The sequence below is a fragment of the Acetomicrobium sp. S15 = DSM 107314 genome (assembly GCF_016125955.1).
GTDB lineage: Bacteria > Synergistota > Synergistia > Synergistales > Thermosynergistaceae > Thermosynergistes > Thermosynergistes pyruvativorans.
This window is the reverse complement of the sequence record NZ_JADEVE010000076.1, coordinates 37,415-57,410: the sequence shown is the minus strand read 5'-3', so window position 1 is coordinate 57,410 and position 19,996 is coordinate 37,415. Positions and strand designations below refer to the sequence as shown.

Here is a 19,996-nt window from a genome sequence, read left to right as displayed (position 1 = left end):
GATCAAAGGCACTAATCCTGTGTCGCTAACGGACCCCGATCACGGTGCCTTCACGGCGAGGATCGGCCCCGCCGTAGAGCTTGCCGGTTTCCAGATCTATGACGATGCTCTGGACGCTGCCGATGACGGATGGCTTCTCTTCCATCACATGTCCTCGCAGCTTGAGGGCATTTCTGATCCATTCGGGCAGATGTGCCTCCCAGCGCACCTTGGGGAAACTTGAGCTGTAGATCCTGGGGGCATCTATAGCCTCTTGTACGTTCATGCCGTGGTCAATCATATTCATGATGACTTGCATGACCGAAGTTATTATGGTGGCACCACCGGGAGACCCAACGCTGAACGCGCATTTGCCATCTTTAAAGGCTATGGTAGGCGTCATGCTGCTACGCGGTCGCTTGCCCGGCGCCACTTCGTTGACACCGCCGGGAGTGAAATCGAAGTCGGTCATCTCGTTGTTCAGCATAAAGCCGTAGCCCGGCACCATAATCCCGGAGCCGAATACGTCTTCTATGGTAGTCGTATAGGAAACGAGATTGCCCCATTTGTCCATGACCGTAAAATGCGTGGTCTCCCCCCGATCTTTCTCCGCCTCTCCGGCACGCAGAGCTTGCGGGCCTTCTCCTTCGTATTCCCAGATGTCGCCGGCTGTGACATCTGGGGTGGCATGCACTATGTCTATAAGTTTGCGGCGCTCTGCGATGTAACGCTCATCCAGATAACCCTTGAAGGGGATGTCCACAAAGTCCGCATCAGCCAGGTATTTGGCGCGATCGGCATAAGACAGATGCATGGCCTCGATCATGAGGTGAAGCGTCTGAGGCGTATTGTGACCCAAGGCTTTGATGTCGTAGCCTTCGAGGATTTTGAGCATTTGGAGAAGCGTCAAACCTCCCGAACTGGGAGGCCCCATGCTCACTATCTCGTAACCTCGATAATTTCCCCTAACTGGGTCACGGAATTTGACCTCATAACCCGTCAAGTCCTCCATCGACATTGTGCCAGCCTTTTCTCGAACGGCATTGACAAGGGCCTGTCCGACCTCTCCGTTGTAGAAGACGCCTGGGCCGCCATCCCGGATCAACTTGAACGTCTTCGCCAAATCAGACTGCACCAAGAGTGCACCCTTTGGTAGCGGTTCGCCACCGGGCATAAAGACGCTCTTGGCGGCGTCGTTGAACTTGTATGCGTTTTCGGCGATATGCTGCGCGAGCGGCGCGTTCACCACCACGCCTCTTTCGGCAAGTTCTATGGCCGGTTCGATCAGAGAGGATAGCGTCATCGTGCCATACTTTTCTAACGCAGTGACGAGCCCTTTGAGCGTCCCTGGCACCCCAACGGCATGGCCGCTTTGTAGCGCTACTTCAAAGGAAAGAGGCTTGCCGCCATCATCGAGAAACATCTGCGGCGTGGCACCCGCAGGGGCCTGTTCCCTGCAGTCTATGGCAATCACTTTGCCCTCCTTTGCCAGATAAATCATCATAAAGCCGCCTCCGCCTATGCCCGACATCTGCGGCTCTACCACATTGAGGGCAAACTGCGTAGCCACTGCCGCATCCACTGCGTTGCCACCCGAAGCCAGGACTCTGGCGCCGACCAAGGAAGCGAGCGGATGTGCTGTCGAGACCATTCCGGTGTAGGGAGAAGGCGCGCCCTCCGGCACGCCAGGAGAAGCTGCAACCGCACTCCCCAAAGCAAGGAAAACGGAGAGGAACGCCACAATTAAACTTGTCCCCCAGAAACGCTTCATCACCTCCACCTCCTCTTGTCTTTTTCGGATCCTACAAATAAACACACTGATGAATATAAAACATCAAAAGCCCCAAAGTAAAGCCCTGACTTCAATCTATTGAAGGGTAAGCCCGCCTGAAACGCTCAAAAGAGAGACGGCATAAAAAAATAGAGAGGACCTTGGCAGCGACCTACTCTCCCACAGGTACCCCCTGCAGTACCATCGGCGCTGGAGGGCTTAACTGCCGGGTTCGGAATGGAACCGGGTGTTTCCCCTCCGCTATTGCCACCAAAATCCTCTCTAAAGGTCAATTGGACCTATGAAAGGCGAATATATAGTTTTTGAGGTTAAGGCCTCGGTGCATTAGTACCGGTAGGCTCAACCCCTCACAGGGCTTACACCTCCGGCCTATCAAACCCCTGTTCTCGAGGGCACCTTACCTGGTTTACCCAGTGGGGAGTCTCATCTTGGGGCAGGCTTCCCGCTTAGATGCCTTCAGCGGTTATCCCATCCGCACATAGCTACTCGGCTCTTGCCTCTGGCGAGACAACCGAAACACTAGAGGTGCGTCCACTCCGGTCCTCTCGTACTAGGAGCAGCCCCCCTCAAACTCCCTGCGCCCGTGGTGGATAGGGACCGAACTGTCTCACGACGTTCTAAACCCAGCTCACGTACCGCTTTAATGGGCGAACAGACCAACCCTTGGGACCTGCTTCAGCCCCAGGATGCGATGAGCCGACATCGAGGTGCCAATCCTCGCCGTCGATGGGAACTCTCGGGCGAGATCAGCCTGTTATCCCCGGGGTAGCTTTTATCCGTTGAGCGATGGCCCTTCCACACGGAGCCACCGGATCACTAGGGCCCACTTTCGTGTCTGCTCGAGCCGTCACTCTCGCAGTCAGGCCACCTTATACCCTTGCGCTCTTGCGGGCGATTTCCATACGCCCTGAGGTGACCTTCGCACGCCTCCGTTACCTTTTAGGAGGCGACCGCCCCAGTCAAACTGCCCACCAGACGCTGTCCTGCGCATGTGCGCAGTTAGAACCCTAACACGACAAGGGTGGTATCCCAAGGGCGGCTCCACCGAAGCTGGCGCCTCGGCTTCACAGCCTCCCACCTATCCTGTACATGTCGCGCCAAGATCCAACATCAGGCTACAGTAAAGCTCCACGGGGTCTTTCCGTCCCACCACGGGTAACCGGCGTCTTGACCGGTACCACAATTTCACCGGGTCCCCCGCCGAGACAGCGCCCAGATCGTTACGCCATTCATGCGGGTCGGAACTTACCCGACAAGGAATTTCGCTACCTTAGGACCGTTATAGTTACGGCCGCCGTTTACTGGGGCTTCAGTTCCCCGCTTCGCGCATACAAGATGCGCTGACGGGTCCCCTTAACCTTCCAGCACCGGGCAGGCGTCAGTCCCTATACATAGGCTTTTGGCCTTGAGCAGAGACCTGTGTTTTTATTAAACAGTCGCCTGGGCCTTGACTCTGCGACCCCCTTCGGCTAATAAGGACAAGCTCTTTCACCTAATGGGGGCACCCCTTCTCCCTAAGTTACGGGGTCAACTTGCAAAGTTCCTTAGCGAGGGTTATCCCGTGCGCCTTGGCTTTTTAAGCCAGCCTACCAGTGTCGGTTTGCAGTACGGGCACCCTGACTCCTCCCTAGAGGCTTTTTTTAGCAGTGCGGCGTCAGCGCCTTCGCCCCCGTAGGGGCTCCCCGTAGGGTCTCGAGGTTACCGAAGGCCTGGATTTGCCTGGGCCTTCCCTCTACGCCTTTGGACTGGGACTTCCATCGCCCAGCGCGCTTAGCCCCCTGCGTCACCCCATCGGTAATGACGTCATCAGGGTGGGGCCGGAATGTCTACCGGCTGTCCATCGGACTTCGCCTTTCGGCTACGCCTTAGGTCCCGCCTAACCCTGGGAGGAATGCCTTCCCCAGGAAACCTTAGGCTTCCGGCGGGCGCGAATCTCACGCGCCTTAACGCTACTCATGCCGGCATTCTCACTTCTGCGCAGTCCACCGCGCCTTACGACGCGACTTCTTCCCACGCAGAACGCTCCCCTACCGCTTTTTCTTTCAGAAAAAGCCCGCAGCTTCGGCTTCGGACTTGAGCCCCCTACATTTTCGGCGCAGGAGCGCTCGACCAGTGAGCTGTTACGCACTCTTTAAAGGATGGCTGCTTCTGAGCCAACCTCCTGGCTGTCTTTGCTTTCCCACATCCTTACTACACTTAGTCCGACATTTGGGGCCTTAGCTGGCGATCTGGGCTGTTTCCCTCTCGACCGTGAAGCTTCTCCCACACGGTCTTGCTCCCGAGGATCCAGTGACGGCATTCGCAGTTTGGTTGAAATCGGTAGGGCCACAACCCCCCTCATCCATCCAGAGCTCTACCTCCGCCACTTTCTTCCCTCGAGGCCGCACCTAAATGCGTTTCGGGGAGAACCAGCTATCACCGTACTCGATTAGCTTTTCACTCCTACCCACAGCTCATCCAAAGGTTTTGCAACACCAACTGGTTCGGACCTCCATCCGGCATTACCCGGACTTCATCCTGGCCATGGGTAGATCGTACGGCTTCGGGTCTGCATCACGCGACTAAACGCCCTATTAAGACTCGGTTTCCCTGCGGCTCCGGACGTGTCCGCCCTTAACCTCGCCACGCAATGCAACTCGCCGGCTCATTTTCCAAGAGGCACGCCGTCACACCTCCTTCCTCTCCCTTGCGGAAAAGGAGGAGATGCTCCGACTGCTCGTAAGCATGCGGTTTCAGGTCTATTTCACTCCCCGCCAGGGGTGCTTTTCACCTTTCCCTCTCGGTACTGCTCCACTATCGGTCACTGGCGATATTTAGCCTTGGACCGTGGTCGGCCCAGCTTCAGACGGGATTCCACGTGCCCCGCCCTACTCGGGAGGCGCGCTATAGGGAAGGGAAAAACTTTTCGCCTACGGGGCTTTCACCCTCTGTGGCCTGCTGTTCCAACACAGTTCGGCTAAGCTTTTCCTTTGTGACTTCCCGGCCCATCTGCGGACGGACCAGTTGCGCGCTCCCACAACCCGCTATGCGCACATCGGCCCGCAGACCTGATGGCGCGCGCAATAGCGTTTAGGCTCTTCCCCTTTCGCTCACCACTACTGAGGGAATCTCTTTCGATTTCTTTTCCTCCGGTTACTGAGATGTTTCACTTCGCCGGGTATCCCTCCGGAAGATCCGGATGCTTGAGGTTCACTCAAGCGGGTTGCCCCATTCGGGAATCCGCGGATCAAAGCTTGCTTGCAGCTCCCCGCGGCTTATCGCAGCTTGCTACGCCCTTCATCGGTCGCCAGTGCCAAGGCATCCACCGCATGCCCTTCATACCTTAACCTCAAAACACGTCTATATTCACCTTTCAAGGTCCAAAACATAGCTGGCAGGAAGGAAGCTCCTTAGAAAGGAGGTGATCCAGCCGCACCTTCCGGTACGGCTACCTTGTTACGACTTCACCCCCCTCACCAGGCATTCCTTCGACGCCTCCCTCCCTTACGGGTTGGGAAGAGCGGCTTCGGGAACACCCAACTCGGGTGGTGTGACGGGCGGTGTGTACAAGGCCCGGGAACGTATTCACCGCGGCATGGCTGATCCGCGATTACTAGCGATTCCGGCTTCACGCAGTCGGGTTGCAGACTGCGATCCGAACTGAGACCGGCTTTAACAGGATCTGCTCACCCTCGCGGGCTTGCCTCCCTCTGTGCCGGCCATTGTAGCGCGTGTGTCGCCCTGGACATAAGGGCCATGATGACTTGACGTCATCCCCGCCTTCCTCCGACTTGTCGCCGGCAGTCCCTCCAGAGTGCCCAGCTTGACCTGATGGCAACTGGAAGCAGGGGTCGCGCTCGTTGCGGGACTTAACCCAACATCTCACGACACGAGCTGACGACAGCCATGCAGCACCTGTGCAGGCTCCGCACCCGAAGGTGCGGTCCTCACCCTTTCGGGCTCGTACCACCTGCATGTCAAACCCAGGTAAGGTTCTTCGGTTTGCATCGAATTAAACCACGCGCTCCACCGCTTGTGCGGGCCCCCGTCAATTCCTTTGAGTTTCAACCTTGCGATCGTACTCCCCAGGCGGGACGCTTAACGCGTTAACTTCGGCACAGACGGATAAACCGCCCACACCTAGCGTCCATCGTTTACGGCCAGGACTACCCGGGTATCTAATCCGGTTCGCTCCCCTGGCTTTCGCACATGAGCGTCAGTTGCGGGCCAGGAAGCCGCCTTCGCCACCGGCGTTCCTCCCGATATCTACGCATTTCACCGCTACACCGGGAATTCCGCTTCCCTCTCCCGCACTCCAGACGCGCCGTATCGACCGCAGTGCACCGGTTGAGCCGGTGCATTTCACAGCCGACGCGCGCATCCGCCTGCGTGCGCTTTACGCCCAGTGATTCCGGACAACGCTCGCCCCCTACGTGTTACCGCGGCTGCTGGCACGTAGTTTGCCGGGGCTTCCTCGTAAGGTACCGTCACTGTCTTCTTCCCTTACAACAGGAGTTTACACCCCGAAGGGCTCCTTCCTCCACGCGGCGTCGCTGGGTCAGGGTTTCCCCCATTGCCCAATATTCCCCACTGCTGCCTCCCGTAGGAGTCTGGGCCGTATCTCAATCCCAGTGTGGCCAGCCGCCCTCTCAGGCCGGCTACCCGTCATAGCCTTGGTGGGCCGTTACCTCACCAACTAGCTGATAGGACGCGGCCTCACCCCAGGGCGGATTTCTCCTTTTTACCTCACCGGCATATGGGGTATTAGCGCCCGTTTCCAGACGTTATCCCCCTCCCTGGGACAGATAAGCCACGCGTTACTCACCCGTCCGCCGCTATCTCGCCTTTGCTCGAAGCCCGAAGGCCTTTTGCTATAGGCGAGACCGCTCGACTTGCATGTGTTAGGCACGCCGCCAGCGTTCGTCCTGAGCCAGGATCAAACTCTCCATGAGAATGGTCCTATACTTGCTTATTTGTTCCTTCCTGCCAACTATGAACTTGTCAATGTGCTATCTTGTTGTGCCCCTCTTGCGAGGGCGACGATAATATTAATCCGCCGCAAAACAAGTGTCAATATCTTCTTTTAGTTTCTTTACGATACTAAAGCTAACGAATAGTATGTATAAGGTGACAGCCTCCAGCCTGTCCGATACACCATTTATATCCTTTCCCTACTGCTGCAACAATATTTAGCCTATAGCCGCGAGGCTAAACATAATCCTCCGCTGAATAAAGGGCCTCGTTGACTGGACAACCTTAATAGGTACACCCAAAACCGTACAGGCGAGCCGGTTTCGGATGCAAGCAAAATAGACCTCGGACCTCCCAAAAGAAGAAATACACCATAAGCTGATAAAACCTGTTGTGATCTGATATACTTTAATGCATGAATGATTTCGCATCTTTATTTGACAATTTAAACAACAAAAAGATAGTGGGGATTAACCCTCCCGTTTTTGACTTCGCCTTCTTTGATTTTTGGGCCAAACCTTTGGGTTTATTATACATTTTGGAACATCTGCGTCGGCGCGGGAACAATATTAACCTGATCGACTGCGTTTACGAAGGACGCGATAAACCCAAAACGTTTGGCCGATACAAAATCAAAAAAATGGAAATCGAAAAACCCTTACCATATAAAAACATTCCCAGGAAGTTTTATCGCTTTGGCATGACAAAAGAAGCGTTTGAAGACAGACTCTCTAAGACAGAACAGCCTGATCTAATTCTAATAACATCGGGCATGACCTACTGGTATTTGGGCGTCAAATGGTGCATCGATATAGTTAAAAAATTCTTACCGAAAACTCCCGTGTTGTTGGGAGGAATATATGCTCAGCTTTGTCCCGATCACGCTAAAACGCTCGGTGCCGATGGGGTTCAAACAAAACCCCTCTATCTCCCATGTATTCGCCCAGCCATCGATCTTTACGAAAATCCCGAATACGGCATCACGATCACGTCTATGGGGTGTCCCTTACATTGCAAATACTGCGCGTCAAAAAGGTTATGGCCGTATCACAAAAAGCGCTCGATCGACGAAGTAATAAACGAAATTTTATCTCAAGCGAGCATTCCCACCGTAAAGGACGTTGCATTCTACGACGACGCATTATTGGTTAGCAAGGAAGAACATTTCTATCCGCTATGCGAAAAGCTTAAAGAAAACTTTAGCAATATACGCTACCATACACCGAACGGGCTTCACGTGCGAGAGATCGACAAACTTTGTGCGCGCTACCTTTACCAAACGGGCTTTAAGACGATACGCCTCAGTTTGGAAAGCACCGAGCCTTTCATACAAAAAGCAGGCTCTGACAAAGTCCAGGAGCGCCAATACGTGAAAGCCGTAGAAAGTTTACTTGAGGCCGGATATCTCCATAAAGATATAGAAACATACGTACTGGTGGGGTTGCCTGGACAAACCTACGAAGGCGCACTTGAAGCGATCAGGTTCGTCAAGTCTTTGGGTGCTACGGTGAAGCTGGCAGAATACTCACCCATCCCCGGCACGCCCATGTTCAAAGAATGCACAAAACTTCTTCCAGTTTTAGAGGAAGAGCCTCTGTATCAAAACAACACAGCTTACTGCGGATACATGTCGCCAAACATCACGCGGACAGAGTTGCAATCGCTAAAAGACTTCGCCAAAAAACCTTCACCCTCGTGACACAACCAACCCATATTGCCCTCGGCGGATTATAGCGGCAGCTCGTCCTCTCCTCTGTCCCCTTCTTCCTCTTTCAAATCTATCGCTTCCTCGATCACTTCTTCTTCTTGCGCCGCTTCAACCTCAGGAGAGGGCAGGAAGCCAAAACCTTGTGCGGCTTGTCCTTTGACCTCAAGGCAGATCTCCTCCATCAAATCCTGGTGCTCCTTGAGGTAGGCGGAAACGCTCTCCTTGCCCTGACCAAGGCTCTCCCCTTTGTAATAAAGCCATGAGCCCTTGCGCTTGATCACTTCATAATCTAAGGCCATGTCCAAGACGGCCATCTCTTTCGGAACACCCCTGCCATAAATGAGGGTGGCATGAGCCTTGCGGAAAGGTGGGGCTTGTTTGTTCTTGACGACTTTAAACCACAGTTCGTGCCCTATCGTTTCGTCTCCTTTGGTTACAGACTTACCGCGCCTCACCTCTATACGGACCGAGCTATAGAACTTGAGCGCTCTTCCGCCCGTAGTCGTCTCTTGAGGGGCGCCATAACCGAAGGTCGATATTTGAGCCCGCAATTGATTGATAAATACCACCGTCGTGTTGCTCTTCGATATGCCGGCCGTAAGGCGCCTCATGGCGTAAGACATTAGCCTCGCCTGAAGGCCCACCTGCGTGTCGCCTATCCTGCCGTCGATCTCCGCCTGCGGCGTCAACGCCGCCACGGAATCCACGACTATTATGTCCACAGCGCTGCTGCGAACGAGCGTATCGAGGATATAGAGAGCCTGTTCGCCGCTGTCGGGTTGAGAGAGATAGAGAGAGCTCACATCGACGCCCACGTTGGCCGCAAGCCCAGGATCCAGAGCGTGCTCGGCATCTATGAACGCAGCGATACCTCCCATCTTCTGCGCTTCAGCCACGGCATGGAGGGCTACCGTGGTCTTGCCCGAGCCCTCAGGCCCAAAGATTTCGACGACCCTTCCCCTCGGAAGCCCCCCTATTACCAAAGCCACATCCAGTGGGAGGATTCCGGTTGGAATGACATCGATCGAGGCTTGAACCCTGTCTCCTAACTTCATTATGGCTCCATCGCCGAACTTGCTCCTTATGTCGTTTACGGCCTGTTCAAGTACGTCCTCTCTTGTCAATGGAACTCCTCTTTTGGCCATTTCTAACATTCACCTCCCAATTTGTAACGAGCCAATGGCGAATACTTGGCACCTTTCGGCGTCAACGTGCTCCGCATGAAAGTCAGCGCCTCCACAGTCCAAGGGCCAAAACTCGCATCCTCTTGCGATAACTCTAGCAGGAACGAGAGCGGCACATCTTTCGGGTTTTTAACTCGAGCGAGCGTCAAATGGGGATGAAACGGTCGCCCTTCGGGAGGCAAACCAGCCCTCTTAGTCGCCATTTCCACCTGTCTCCATAGCGAATGCAGTGCCTGAACTTCTCCCGCAACGCCGAGCCAAATCACCCGCGGCTGGCGCAAGTGAGGGAAGGCGCCCACCCCTGCCAATGTCAGCTCAAAAGGCGACACCATGCGACCTTTGAGACGGGATAGTTCGAGATTTATGCTCTCAACCTGGGCGGGCGATATCTCGCCGCAAAACTTGAGCGTCACGTGCAACCCTTCAGGATCAACCCACCTCAGTTCCGACATCTTCTCACTTAAATCCTTAACCCAACGCGCAAGTCTCTTTTTCGTCGCCTCGTCCAACTCCACGCACAAAAAGGAGCGAATCCCCTTCTCCCCTTCCAAGGTTTAAGCCCCCTTTAACCTCCTCCAAAAAAGCTCCAGGGCCGTCGCCGTCGCCAAACGCCTGATTGTCTGGCGGTCTCCGGAAAAGTGCCGCTCTACGGCTTTATCTTCACCGAGACCGGATACGCCGAACCATACCGTGCCGACCGGCTTTTCACGGCTGCCCCCTTCGGGCCCTGCTATCCCAGTTATGGCCACAGCCAGACGAGCCTTATAAATTTTTCGCGCGCCGATGGCCATCGAAAGCGCACACGGCCTGCTTACGGCTCCATCCCGCTCTAAGATTTCACGCGACACCCCCAAGACATTCTCTTTCGATTCATTGCTATAACAAACCGCACTGCCCAGAAAGGCCTGCGAAGAGCCTGGAATCTCGGTTATGACTTCGCCGACCATGCCGCCCGTGCACGATTCAGCAGACGCTATCATAAAACCTTTAGACGCGGCCTCTTCGATAACGGCCTGTGGCAATGAGAAAACACCAGGGGGGAGACAATCCTCCCCGACGAGGGACCGCACTTTCTTTTCGAGGTCTTCGACATCTTCTCTTTTGCCGCTTATGACGAGAGTAACGCTATTTGGGGCAGGCAGGAAGGAAAAGCCCTCTTCGCGTCCGACGAGAAGCTCGGCGATCTTCTCTTTGAGGTCCATTTCGAACCAACCCACCACGACTATCTGCGCCGAATATCGATCCCCCCGCGGAAACTGCTTCAAAAACTCTTCGGCCATAGCCCTAAACTCCCACGGTATACCTGGCAGGACAATTACAGTCGTCGTATCGCGGCTGAAGCACATCCCCAATGCCGTGCCTATAGGGTTAAACACAGGTTCTGCGCCCTGGGGCACAGCCCCTTGCGACGCGCGCACGCTTTCGAGGTAATACCGCATTTCTTCTGGATGTCGCAGGACAATTTGATCAAATAGATCGTCGCACAAAACCAAGGGAGTGCCCAGGTAGTGCGCAATCGCCGTGCGTGTCTTGTCGTCGGGGGTTGAGCCGAGCCCTCCTGAAACGAAAACCAAATCCACTTTACCCATCCATCGGCGCAAAAAATCGAGCAAGGCCTCTTCACAGTCCGGAAGGACTTCTATAACCTCGAGCTGCCAGCCAAGCTTAAAGAGCTCGGCTGCTAACCACGAGGCATTATCTTCGCGCACTATACCCCTTAAAAGCTCGTCGCCAACTGCCGCCATCACAGCGCGGTATGGCAATGCCTTCATCCTCCCAAACCGAAGGCCCATCTAAGCAGCCACAGCACCACATTAGATAAAAATCCTGCCACCACATCATCTGCCATTACACCCCATGCGCCGGGGAGGCGTTTTTCCACGGTAGAGACTGGCATCGGCTTCAGTATGTCGAATATCCTAAACAGCAAAAAGGCTGGGAGGGCATAACTCAGGCCGTGCCCCCACACGGCTATCCACGATCCAACAATTTCGTCTATCACCACTTCCTTGGGGTCAACACCTTGGGTCTCCTTGATGTACAGATATACGGTAAAAAGCCCCAGAGCGGCCACTATGCCGACCACCCATAAAGGTATCGCCACCACGGAAGCCACAAGGCAAGCGGCCAAAGATGCCACAGTACCCGGCATGGGCACTATGCGCCCCAGCCCGCCGAGCGTGACCACCCACTCGTACCAACCCCTCTTCTCAAAGGAACTGCTCAATCTACACCACCTCCGCTACGAGATCGTGCTCTAAGGCCTCTACGACGCGAGCCGTCACAAACTCCCCGGTTTTTAACCCTTCCCCAATAAGCTCCACTATGCCGTCAACCTCAGGTGCATCCCTGTAAGACCTTCCCAAAATCGTTCCATCATCGTCGCGCTCTAAAACCAGAACCTTAAGGCAGCGCCCGACCATGCGCGCTTGCCGCTGGAGCGATATCTCAGCCTGAAGCTCCATCACCCTCTGAAGGCGCTCCTCTTTGATGTGCGCGTTTATTTGCCCGGGCATCTTGGATGCCTCTGCGCCATCCTCGGGAGAAAAGACAAAGGCCCCAACACGGTCTATCTCCATGTCCTTTAGAAAGGCCAAAAGTTTAAGAAAGCCCTGTTCGCTCTCGCCCGGGAAGCCGACCATCACCGTCGTTCGCAGGGCAACGTCTGGATTCAACCTCCTGGCATACGAAAATATGCGCCTCAATCCCTCTTCGCTCACGCGGCGGTTCATGCGCGCAAGAACCGCTTCGTCCGCGTGTTGAATTGGGATATCGAGATACGGAAGGGCAAGCCCTTCCTCCAAAATGGCTTCAAGGAGTGGTTCATCGAGGCGAGCAGGGTGCAAATAAAGCAATCTGAGCCACGTCTCGTCGGGAAGATCACGCTTGAGGATCCTCAGCAATTCGAGCAGATGCGAATTCCCATCCCAATCCATACCGTAGCTCGTCAAGTCCTGGGCCACGAGGCAGAGCTCCTTGGCTCCGGATGCAACCAGGCGTTCCGCCTCTTCGACAACCGCCCTCAGAGACGTGCTGCGCAATCTCCCCCTTATAGAGGGTATCATGCAATAGGAACATCGGTTGTCGCACCCCTCTGCAATCTTGAGATACCTGCTCCACGGCGAATCGCCCGGAAGCAGGGCTCGGGCCCTTTTAAAACCGGAGCCCAAGGCCGCAAGCACTCTATCCCAATCGGAAGCACGAGCCCACAGATCGACGGTCGGAAATTCCCTCACGAGGTCGCCATCGTAGCGATTGTAAAGACAACCGACCACGGCTATATGTGAGACCACGCCCTCCTTTTTTAGCTCCTCGAGGTCCAAGATGATGTCTATGTTCTCCTTCACAGCAGCCTCGATAAAGCTGCACGTATTGACTACGACCCAGTCAGCTCCCTCGACGTCGTCTTGAAGGACATGTCCGGCCTCTCTCAGGCTACCTGCAAGGTTTTCGCTGTCCACCTGATTCTTTGCGCAGCCCAGGCTTATGAGACAAATCTTCACCTTTGCGCCTCCGCCGATCCATCCATTTTGTACACGACGGTAACCACGCCGCCCGGCGCACCTGGCGACGCAAGCCTCTCGCCCAGCCAAGATACGTCTACCGCTCCGGCGTTGCCGTAGCGCACCTCAACATCACCAGAGACGGTAAAAGTCTTGGAATCGCCACGCATAAGAGTGCCCGTAAAGATAACGCGGTCGCCCTGGCGCACCCTTACCCAACACCGCCCTCTCGACGCCGTAATCACGAGCTCTCCCTGCGATGCAATCGGCCCTTCAGTCTCGACATCTTTTTTAGCTTCGGACTCTATTTTCTCCAGCACCGACGAAATGTTGCCCAATACGTCCGCGCTTGCGGGCATTGACGCCGCCTCCTCGCGGGTCGGCGTTTGCCCTTGAATTTGCACAGTCGGAGCTTGGCTTTCGCTCTTAGGGGCCGGCGTCACAAAAGCAGCTTGTTTGTCCTCGTCCATAGAGATTCGCATCTCAACGGAGGCGCGTATGTTTTCGCGCTGCGTCCACACCAAATAAAACGCCACAACGACTATAACGAGAAGAAGAAGATAAAGCCACCATCGCGAGGTCCGCCGAAAACCCTTGGGAGGCGGCAGATAGGTTCCGAGCGGTTGAGGCGCCGTCATCGTCGTCTCCTCGTTCAAAGGCAGAAGCACGTTATATTGGGGCCAAAGGTCCTCGGCCCGTAAATAATGGAGGTATTGCCTCACAAAGCCCCTCGCAAAAACGCGATCGGGCAATTGATCCACTTGTCCATTCTCAAGCGCCTTCAGGTAGTCGACTCTGAATTTGGTCTCCCTGGCGGCGTCGTTTATGCTCTTGCCCAGTTCTTCCCTGCGCTGAACCAGGATATTGCCTAGCTCTTCAACGGTCATCTCACGACGATCCACAGTGCACCACCCTTTCAGCCAAACGGCGCATCTCCCTGATCGCCACGGCTGGCTCAGAGGAGGAAAACACGGCGTTACCGGCCACCATTACATCGCAGCCTGCCCGGACTACCGTCTCCACGTTGTCCAACCCCAAACCACCGTCCATCTCTATCAAGAAGGAAAGCTCATCGACGGCCCTCCACTGACACAGCCTGTGAAGCTTAGGCAGCACTTCTGGCAGAAACCTCTGGCCTCCAAAGCCGGGGTTCACCGACATCACGAGGATGAGGTCCACCAGATGCAGCACAGGACGAAGCCACTCCACCGGCGTGCCGGGATTCAAGGCAACCCCAGCCTTGAGGCCCTCTGCCTTTATGCGTTGAAGGACGCGATGGACGTGAGGCGTAGCCTCCACGTGTATAGAGATGATGTCTGAGCCGGCTTCCAAGAAGGGCTCTATAAAAGATTCGGGTGACTCAACCATGAGATGCACGTCTATTACGTCTTGCGCAAAAGACCGCTTCAAGGCCTTGACCAGCGCTGGTCCGTACGAGAGATTCGGCACAAAGTGACCGTCCATCACGTCCACATGGAGCCAGTCATACTCGCCCTCCATGGCCTCTATGGCCTTGGCCAAGTTGAGCGGATCCGCAGAGAGAAGCGAGGGAGCGAGGAGTGGACAGCTATCACGCCTCAAAAATATCTCTCCTGCCATACGAACTCGCCTCCCAGGTAGATCGTCACCACGGCTTCTTTAGCGTAAAGAGTATCCAACGTTATATACTCTCCTCCCTTTACCTCCCTATCCAGCAAGGTTCGGGTTCCACGCGCGTCGACCATCTCCATCTTCAAGGTCAACGGCTTGGAAAGCGGAGGTACCACATAGCGAATTTTGGCAATCTTACCGGCTTCTTCCTGAGGCTTTTGCTCAGGCTTTTGCTCTGGCTTTTGCTCTGGCCTGGGTTCGGGCGACGGTTTCGGCGCCAAATCCGCCTCCTTGGAATCGACTTTGACTTGAGGAGCCTGGCCGGGTATGACGGGCTTGGGCGAAGATGCAACCTCCTGAGTCTGAGGCTTGCGGTCTGTGGCCACAATCAACGACACTGCGCCATTTGCAGGAATGGTAGTTCCCGGCGCGGGACGCATCTCCATAACGATGCCAGGAGCGGTCATAGCATTATATACATAAGATACGCCGCCGACCCTAAGGCCCACGCTGCGCAATATCTCGCGCGCTTCGTCTTCTCCTTTGCCCCTCACATCAGGCACCGTGGCCGTAGATGCGCTACCCCCCGCCGAGCCGGAGCTCACCAAAAGGCTTACTCTGGCATTTTCCGGCACCAAAGCCGGCGCCGCAGGGCTTTGAGCAATCACCGTGCCGGCTGGAGCCTTGTTGTCTCTTATCCTAAGCACATCGCCCACCACAAAGCCAGCCTCCCTGAGCTGTTGCGACGCCCTTTCGTAATCGAGGTTGCGCACATCAGGCACAGGAACCTGCTTGCCCCCCTTGCTGACCTTGAGAAGGACGACTTTCCCCTTGCGCACTTCAGCTCCGGCCTCCGGCCATTGTGATATCACTGCCCCCTTTGGAAGCGAGGAGTCGATCTCGTCAACGCGAGAAAGAAGGCCAAGCCTCTGAATCTCATCTAAGGCTTCCGCCACAGAACGTCCCTCTAAGGAGGGCACCTCCACGTTCCTACCGCCGATAAAGATCGCATAAAACGAAGCTAAACCGGAACCGACGAGGACAAGGAGGATGATTAACAATGACAAGTTGACTATTCGCCCCATATGCTATCCCCCCTCATCTTTTCATGATTATAGCAATATAAAATCCGTCGAGCCACGGGAGCGTCGGCAATATATAGTAACCCCAGGGGCGGCCGCGCCTCAAGGGCAGGCTTTCTCGGATCACTTCCAACTCTACGGCATCCGAACGAGATGTCATTATATCGCCTACCACCTGCTCATTCTCGGCGCGAAGGAGGCTGCAGGTTATGTAAACGACCGTTCCGCCGGGCGGAATTAGCGACAAGGCCCGATCGAGAAGCCTCTTTTGAAGCGCCGCAATCTCTCCAAGTCGTCTGCGCGTTAAGCGCCACTTACCCTCCGGATGGCGACCCCACGTGCCGCTCCCAGAGCACGGCGCATCCAAGACGATCAAATGAGGCGTCTCCTCCGGTTCAAGATATAGCGCATCCCCCGTTTTCAATTTGAACGCCGAGTTTGACACGCCGAGCCTATCGAGCTCTTCGCCGGCTGCTCTCACCTTGGCTAAAGAAGCATCCCACCCCTCGACGAAAACCCCGTCCCATCGCTGCAACATTTGCCCCATTTTCACGCCGCGGCCGGCACACATGTCGAGCACCCTGCCGCCCTTCCAAAAACAGCCGGCCACGTCGATCGCCGCCATAGAAGATTCGCTCTGAAGGGTCCAAAACCCTTCCCTGTAGCCCGGAAGGGACGGCGGGTGAGCCGTGAAGGCCGTCCTCAAGGAATACGAAAAAAGCGGCGAACGCCATACCCTGCGTCCGACCGAAGAGAAGGAAGCGATGACCGACTCCGGCTGCGCTGAAGGAGAAAGGCGCAAAGAGAGATACGATCGCATGTTCATCATCTTCAGGAGCTTCTTGGCGGCTGGGATACCTATCTCGTCAGCCCACATCTTGGCCAACCACAGCGGCATGCCGCTCAATAGCGCCTGATCTGCCAGTTCGGCGCTGGCTTCAAGCCTCGCCATCTCTCCCTTGCCGACCTCCGAGACGCGGCGAAGCACGGCATTTATCAACCCGGCTTCTGAAGGACACTCCACCTTAGCGATGGAAACGAGGGCATTGGCCAGCGAAGGAAGGGCGAAGTGTTTAAGTTCGAACATCCCCGCCGTGCCTACTACTAAAATGTCCCTGGCCTCGGGAGATAGGCTTTCGAAGGGCTTGCGAAGGCACTTTTTAACCAGGTGCACCCACAGAGAGCGACGTCTCATAGCGGCATAAGAAAGTGTAGCTGCCAATTCTCTCTCTTCGTCTTGCACGGAAACAGTGATTTTACGAAGGGCCTCACTGAGGAATTCGCCCTCCCCTGCGGCTCTCCAAGCTTTACAGGCAGCTTCTATTCCCCTCACGGACTGACTACCTCTGTCATGAGGACCTCGCCGGGCTGTCTGGTGCGGACAAAGATCTCTTGAGGAAGCAGGAGGCGAAGGCCAAAACGATATACAGGCATCGTCCTGAGTTCAACGCCGGCGATCTCCATGCCAGAGACATCTTGATCCGTCGTAAGGTACCGCTGCGTGAGTTTGCTCAAGACGGTACCGAATAGGTGAGCGCATAGCAGCGCTATCAGCACCGAAAGCCAGCTCAGATAACCGGTGACCAAAAGCAGGACGATAAATGTCACAGCCGAAAGCGTATTGGTCACCACGATGGTAGTACCGCAGCGTGGGTGTACAGCCAGGTCCCGCTCGCCGTTTTTAAGGCGCTCAAGGCCCTCTCTCGCCGCTGCCAAAACTATATATGGATCATCTATGCCCTTGAGGGAAAACCCTTCATCGTAAGCCAACCCTGCCACATTTGTGGTGCCAAAACGCTCTTCTATCACATTGACCGTGGCATGTTCGAGCGCATGGTTTCTCCTCACGCGCCGGTTGAAGAGCACCTTTAACAGTTGTCCCGGCCCCAAGACCAACCACAAAAGCGAGTGCGCCGCAAATCCCAAAGGCACAAAGACGAAGAGAAAGACCAAAAAGAAGAGCACGAGGAGGAACCCAACCCACGGAGCGAAAAGGAGCAACAAAATTAGGAGGATAAAAAACGGCATAGGTCTATTTAACGCTCCTTTCTCTGATTCGTTCGGCAGAGAAGAAAGGGGGTGGCTCCTGCCACCCCTCAACTGGCCTTCCCAACTGCTGGGCGAAAGGAGGCGTCATTTGTCCCTTCCGCCCACCATGCCCCTAAACACCAACAAGCGCATGAGTTGGGCGGCAGCCATCACGGTGGCAGCCACATACGTCAGGGCCGCTGCGCTCAACACCGAGCGGGCAGCCCCTACTTCGTCAGCCATCAAGACGCCAGAGTCAGAAAGCAGGCGCAGCGCTCGATTGCTCGCATCGAATTCCACGGGCAGCGTAACCAAGTGGAATACGAGCACGCCCAAGAAGAAGAGGATCCCCACATCCATCAGGAGCGGCGACCTAAAGAGCAATCCTATGAAAAACAGGGGAAAGGCGAGCCCCGACCCTAAACTGGCTACTGGCACGATGGCGTTCCTGATCTTCAGCGGCGCATAAGAAGAAGCGTCCTGTACGGCATGCCCAACCTCGTGGGCTGCGACGCCGATGGCGGCGATGCTGGGGCTGTCGTAAACTGACTGCGACAGGCGCAGCACTTTTTGTTTTGGATCGTAATGGTCGGTGAGATTCCCAGGTATCCGCTCTATGGCCACATCGTGTAGTCCAAAGCGATCGAGGATCGCCTTGGCCGCATCTACCGCCCGTAAGCCACGCCGAGCGTAGACGGTCGAATAGCGCTGAAATGTGCCATGAACTTTAGTCTGAGCCCAAATGGCCAATATCAGCGCTGGTATCAGCAATACAAAAGTTGGGTCGAAGAAAAATGGGTAATACATCTCTATTCACACCTCCACTTCCGCAGATGCCCAAGGGCACAATTATTGTAGCCGACATAGCCTGCACATGCAACACCGGCCAAATTGCCGAATCTTGCAGCCCGCGCAGGAGTCGACACTTCAATACCTATGAAAACCGGGCAAATATCAAAGCTTGCCCCTACCCCTTCTGTCGTTTAATGGCATAAAAGGCAGCTATGGCATCTACAACCCTCTCCTGCTCGTCAATAGTTAGCTCTGGGAAAATAGGAAGGGCCAAGCTATCCTTGCTCAACGCTTCGGCCTCTGGGAAATCCCCTTCGCTGTAACCCAAATATTTGAAGCACGGCTGCAGATGGAGAGGAAGCGGGTAATAGATCTTGGTCTCAATATCTCGTTCCGCCAAAAAACGCTGGAGCTCGTTTCTCCCCCTCACTCTAACTGTGTATTGATGAAATATGTGATAATTGCCTTCGAGGACCTCGGGCAATCTTACGACTTCCAAAAGGCCCTTCTCCGCCAGCAGCATGCCGTAGCGATCCGCGATAAGGCGCCTCTCTTCGTTCCATTCCTCCAGATGACGCAGTCTCACGCGCAGGACAGCTGCTTGGATTGAGTCGAGGCGACTGTTTAAGCCCATCTCTTCATGCAGGTAGGCGTGGTCGGCTCCATGAAACCTAAGTCGGCGAAGCCTGCTTGCGGCATCGCTTTTCTTGCATGTGACCATTCCTCCATCGCCATAGCAGCCCAAATTCTTTGTGGGATAGAAAGAAAAGCAGCCGAAGTCGCCCGCCGCCCCGGCCCTAAAGTATTCCCCATCGCTCCTGCGCCAACTTCCGAAGGCTTGAGCCGCATCCTCAACGAGAGCTACACCGCGCTCTCGAAAGCGAGGAATGGCCGCCTCCAAGGGGACCATCTGGCCAAAAAGGTGAACCGGGATAAAAGCCTTGGTGCGTGAAGAAACGCGCTCAAGAGCCCTTTCGACATCGATGTTATAAGTCCTCGGATCTATGTCTACAAATACCGGCCTGGCCCCCAGCCTTGCGATACAACTGGCTGTAGCGAAAAAAGAATAAGGCGTCGTTATGACTTCGTCACCCTCGCCGACGTCTAAGGCCATAAGAGCTAAAAGCAGGGCATCGCTCCCGGAGGAACATCCCACCGCATGAGGCACGTCCAAATACATGGCCGCCTCTTCCTCGAAGGCCTCCACGTCTGGGCCCAAGATGAAGGCCTGAGAGGCTAAGACTCCATCTATTGCCTCTTTTATCTCTTTCTCGATCCTGGCGTAGTTGCGCCTCAAATCGAGGGATGGAACGCGTTGTGCTGTCTTGTTTTCGGTTGATGCTTTCACGACCTCCACCTCCGCCTGTATCTCTTGATCTATTATCACT

The 19,996-nt window shown here is 55.2% G+C and carries 14 protein-coding genes and 3 rRNA genes; 1 reads left to right on the top strand and 16 read right to left on the bottom strand.

All coding sequences use genetic code 11. From position 1 onward, the window contains the following. Window positions 1–25 precede the first annotated feature (25 nt). The 4 genes from ggt to EZM41_RS01945 all read right to left on the bottom strand — a co-directional run bounded on the left by ggt (window position 26) and on the right by EZM41_RS01945 (window position 6,702). Window positions 26–1,750 (bottom strand): gamma-glutamyltransferase, encoded by a 1,725-nt coding sequence (gene ggt, locus EZM41_RS01960; protein WP_198468874.1) that lies wholly within the window; start codon window positions 1,748–1,750, stop codon window positions 26–28. Window positions 1,751–1,909: 159 nt separating this feature from the next. Then, window positions 1,910–2,025, bottom strand: a 5S ribosomal RNA gene (gene rrf / locus EZM41_RS01955). A 50-nt stretch (window positions 2,026–2,075) separates the two neighbouring features. Beyond that, window positions 2,076–5,099 (bottom strand): 23S ribosomal RNA (locus tag EZM41_RS01950). A gap of 65 nt (window positions 5,100–5,164) precedes the next feature. Beyond that, window positions 5,165–6,702 (bottom strand): 16S ribosomal RNA (locus EZM41_RS01945). The 16S, 23S and 5S rRNA genes sit together here, the layout of an rRNA operon. A 719-nt stretch (window positions 6,703–7,421) precedes the next feature. On the opposite strand from EZM41_RS01945, the gene EZM41_RS01940 reads away from it, so the two are divergent. Then, the gene (locus EZM41_RS01940; protein WP_232618962.1) at window positions 7,422–8,420 is read left to right on the top strand and encodes a B12-binding domain-containing radical SAM protein; all 999 of its coding nucleotides are present in this window, start codon (window positions 7,422–7,424) and stop codon (window positions 8,418–8,420) included. Between the two features lie 29 nt (window positions 8,421–8,449). Here EZM41_RS01940 and recA read toward each other — a convergent pair whose 3' ends face one another. The 12 genes from recA to EZM41_RS01880 form a co-directional block, all read right to left on the bottom strand. Next, window positions 8,450–9,574: a recombinase RecA gene (gene recA, locus EZM41_RS01935; protein ID WP_198468871.1), complete on the bottom strand. Its 1,125-nt coding sequence runs from the start codon at window positions 9,572–9,574 to the stop codon at window positions 8,450–8,452. 2 nt (window positions 9,575–9,576) lie between these two features. Further along, complete coding sequence (gene thpR / locus EZM41_RS01930; protein WP_198468869.1) at window positions 9,577–10,164, bottom strand: RNA 2',3'-cyclic phosphodiesterase; 588 nt, start codon at window positions 10,162–10,164, stop codon at window positions 9,577–9,579. A 3-nt stretch (window positions 10,165–10,167) separates the two neighbouring features. Next, on the bottom strand, window positions 10,168–11,376 hold the full coding sequence (locus EZM41_RS14145; RefSeq protein WP_198468866.1) for a nicotinamide-nucleotide amidohydrolase family protein: 1,209 nt from the start codon (window positions 11,374–11,376) through the stop codon (window positions 10,168–10,170). A gap of 5 nt (window positions 11,377–11,381) precedes the next feature. Continuing rightward, window positions 11,382–11,840 (bottom strand): phosphatidylglycerophosphatase A family protein, encoded by a 459-nt coding sequence (locus EZM41_RS01920; protein WP_232618961.1) that lies wholly within the window; start codon window positions 11,838–11,840, stop codon window positions 11,382–11,384. Window position 11,841: 1 nt separating this feature from the next. After that, entirely contained in the window at window positions 11,842–13,116 is a 1,275-nt protein-coding gene (gene rimO / locus EZM41_RS01915; protein ID WP_198468859.1) for a 30S ribosomal protein S12 methylthiotransferase RimO, read from the bottom strand. Next, the gene (locus EZM41_RS01910) at window positions 13,113–14,018 is read right to left on the bottom strand and encodes a RodZ domain-containing protein (RefSeq protein WP_198468857.1); all 906 of its coding nucleotides are present in this window, start codon (window positions 14,016–14,018) and stop codon (window positions 13,113–13,115) included. Before EZM41_RS01910 ends, rimO begins: the two co-directional genes overlap by 4 nt. After that, complete coding sequence (gene rpe / locus EZM41_RS01905) at window positions 14,005–14,715, bottom strand: ribulose-phosphate 3-epimerase (protein WP_198468855.1); 711 nt, start codon at window positions 14,713–14,715, stop codon at window positions 14,005–14,007. Before rpe ends, EZM41_RS01910 begins: the two co-directional genes overlap by 14 nt. Beyond that, on the bottom strand, window positions 14,694–15,791 hold the full coding sequence (locus tag EZM41_RS01900; protein WP_198468853.1) for a PASTA domain-containing protein: 1,098 nt from the start codon (window positions 15,789–15,791) through the stop codon (window positions 14,694–14,696). Before EZM41_RS01900 ends, rpe begins: the two co-directional genes overlap by 22 nt. A gap of 13 nt (window positions 15,792–15,804) precedes the next feature. Then, a complete protein-coding gene (locus tag EZM41_RS14270; RefSeq protein WP_198468851.1) occupies window positions 15,805–17,121 on the bottom strand; it encodes a transcription antitermination factor NusB in 1,317 nt (438 codons plus the stop codon). After that, complete coding sequence (locus tag EZM41_RS01890) at window positions 17,118–17,816, bottom strand: DUF6391 domain-containing protein (RefSeq protein WP_198468850.1); 699 nt, start codon at window positions 17,814–17,816, stop codon at window positions 17,118–17,120. The genes EZM41_RS14270 and EZM41_RS01890 overlap by 4 nt, the downstream gene beginning before the upstream one ends. Before the next feature lie 105 nt (window positions 17,817–17,921). Next, the gene (locus EZM41_RS01885; RefSeq protein WP_198468848.1) at window positions 17,922–18,623 is read right to left on the bottom strand and encodes a zinc metallopeptidase; all 702 of its coding nucleotides are present in this window, start codon (window positions 18,621–18,623) and stop codon (window positions 17,922–17,924) included. 160 nt (window positions 18,624–18,783) lie between these two features. Further along, window positions 18,784–19,956, bottom strand: a complete 1,173-nt coding sequence (locus tag EZM41_RS01880; RefSeq protein ID WP_342449201.1) for a DegT/DnrJ/EryC1/StrS family aminotransferase — start codon at window positions 19,954–19,956, stop codon at window positions 18,784–18,786. Between the last annotated feature and the right edge of the window lie 40 nt (window positions 19,957–19,996).

Coding starts and splice junctions, on each gene's coding strand:
- ggt (WP_198468874.1), bottom strand. CDS start 1,750: ATGAAGCGTTTCTGGGGGACAAGTTTAATTGTGGCGTTCCTCTCCGTT.
- EZM41_RS01940 (WP_232618962.1), top strand. CDS start 7,422: ATGACAAAAGAAGCGTTTGAAGACAGACTCTCTAAGACAGAACAGCCT.
- recA (WP_198468871.1), bottom strand. CDS start 9,574: ATGGCCAAAAGAGGAGTTCCATTGACAAGAGAGGACGTACTTGAACAG.
- rpe (WP_198468855.1), bottom strand. CDS start 14,715: ATGGCAGGAGAGATATTTTTGAGGCGTGATAGCTGTCCACTCCTCGCT.
- EZM41_RS01900 (WP_198468853.1), bottom strand. CDS start 15,791: ATGGGGCGAATAGTCAACTTGTCATTGTTAATCATCCTCCTTGTCCTC.
- EZM41_RS01890 (WP_198468850.1), bottom strand. CDS start 17,816: ATGCCGTTTTTTATCCTCCTAATTTTGTTGCTCCTTTTCGCTCCGTGG.
- EZM41_RS01885 (WP_198468848.1), bottom strand. CDS start 18,623: ATGTATTACCCATTTTTCTTCGACCCAACTTTTGTATTGCTGATACCA.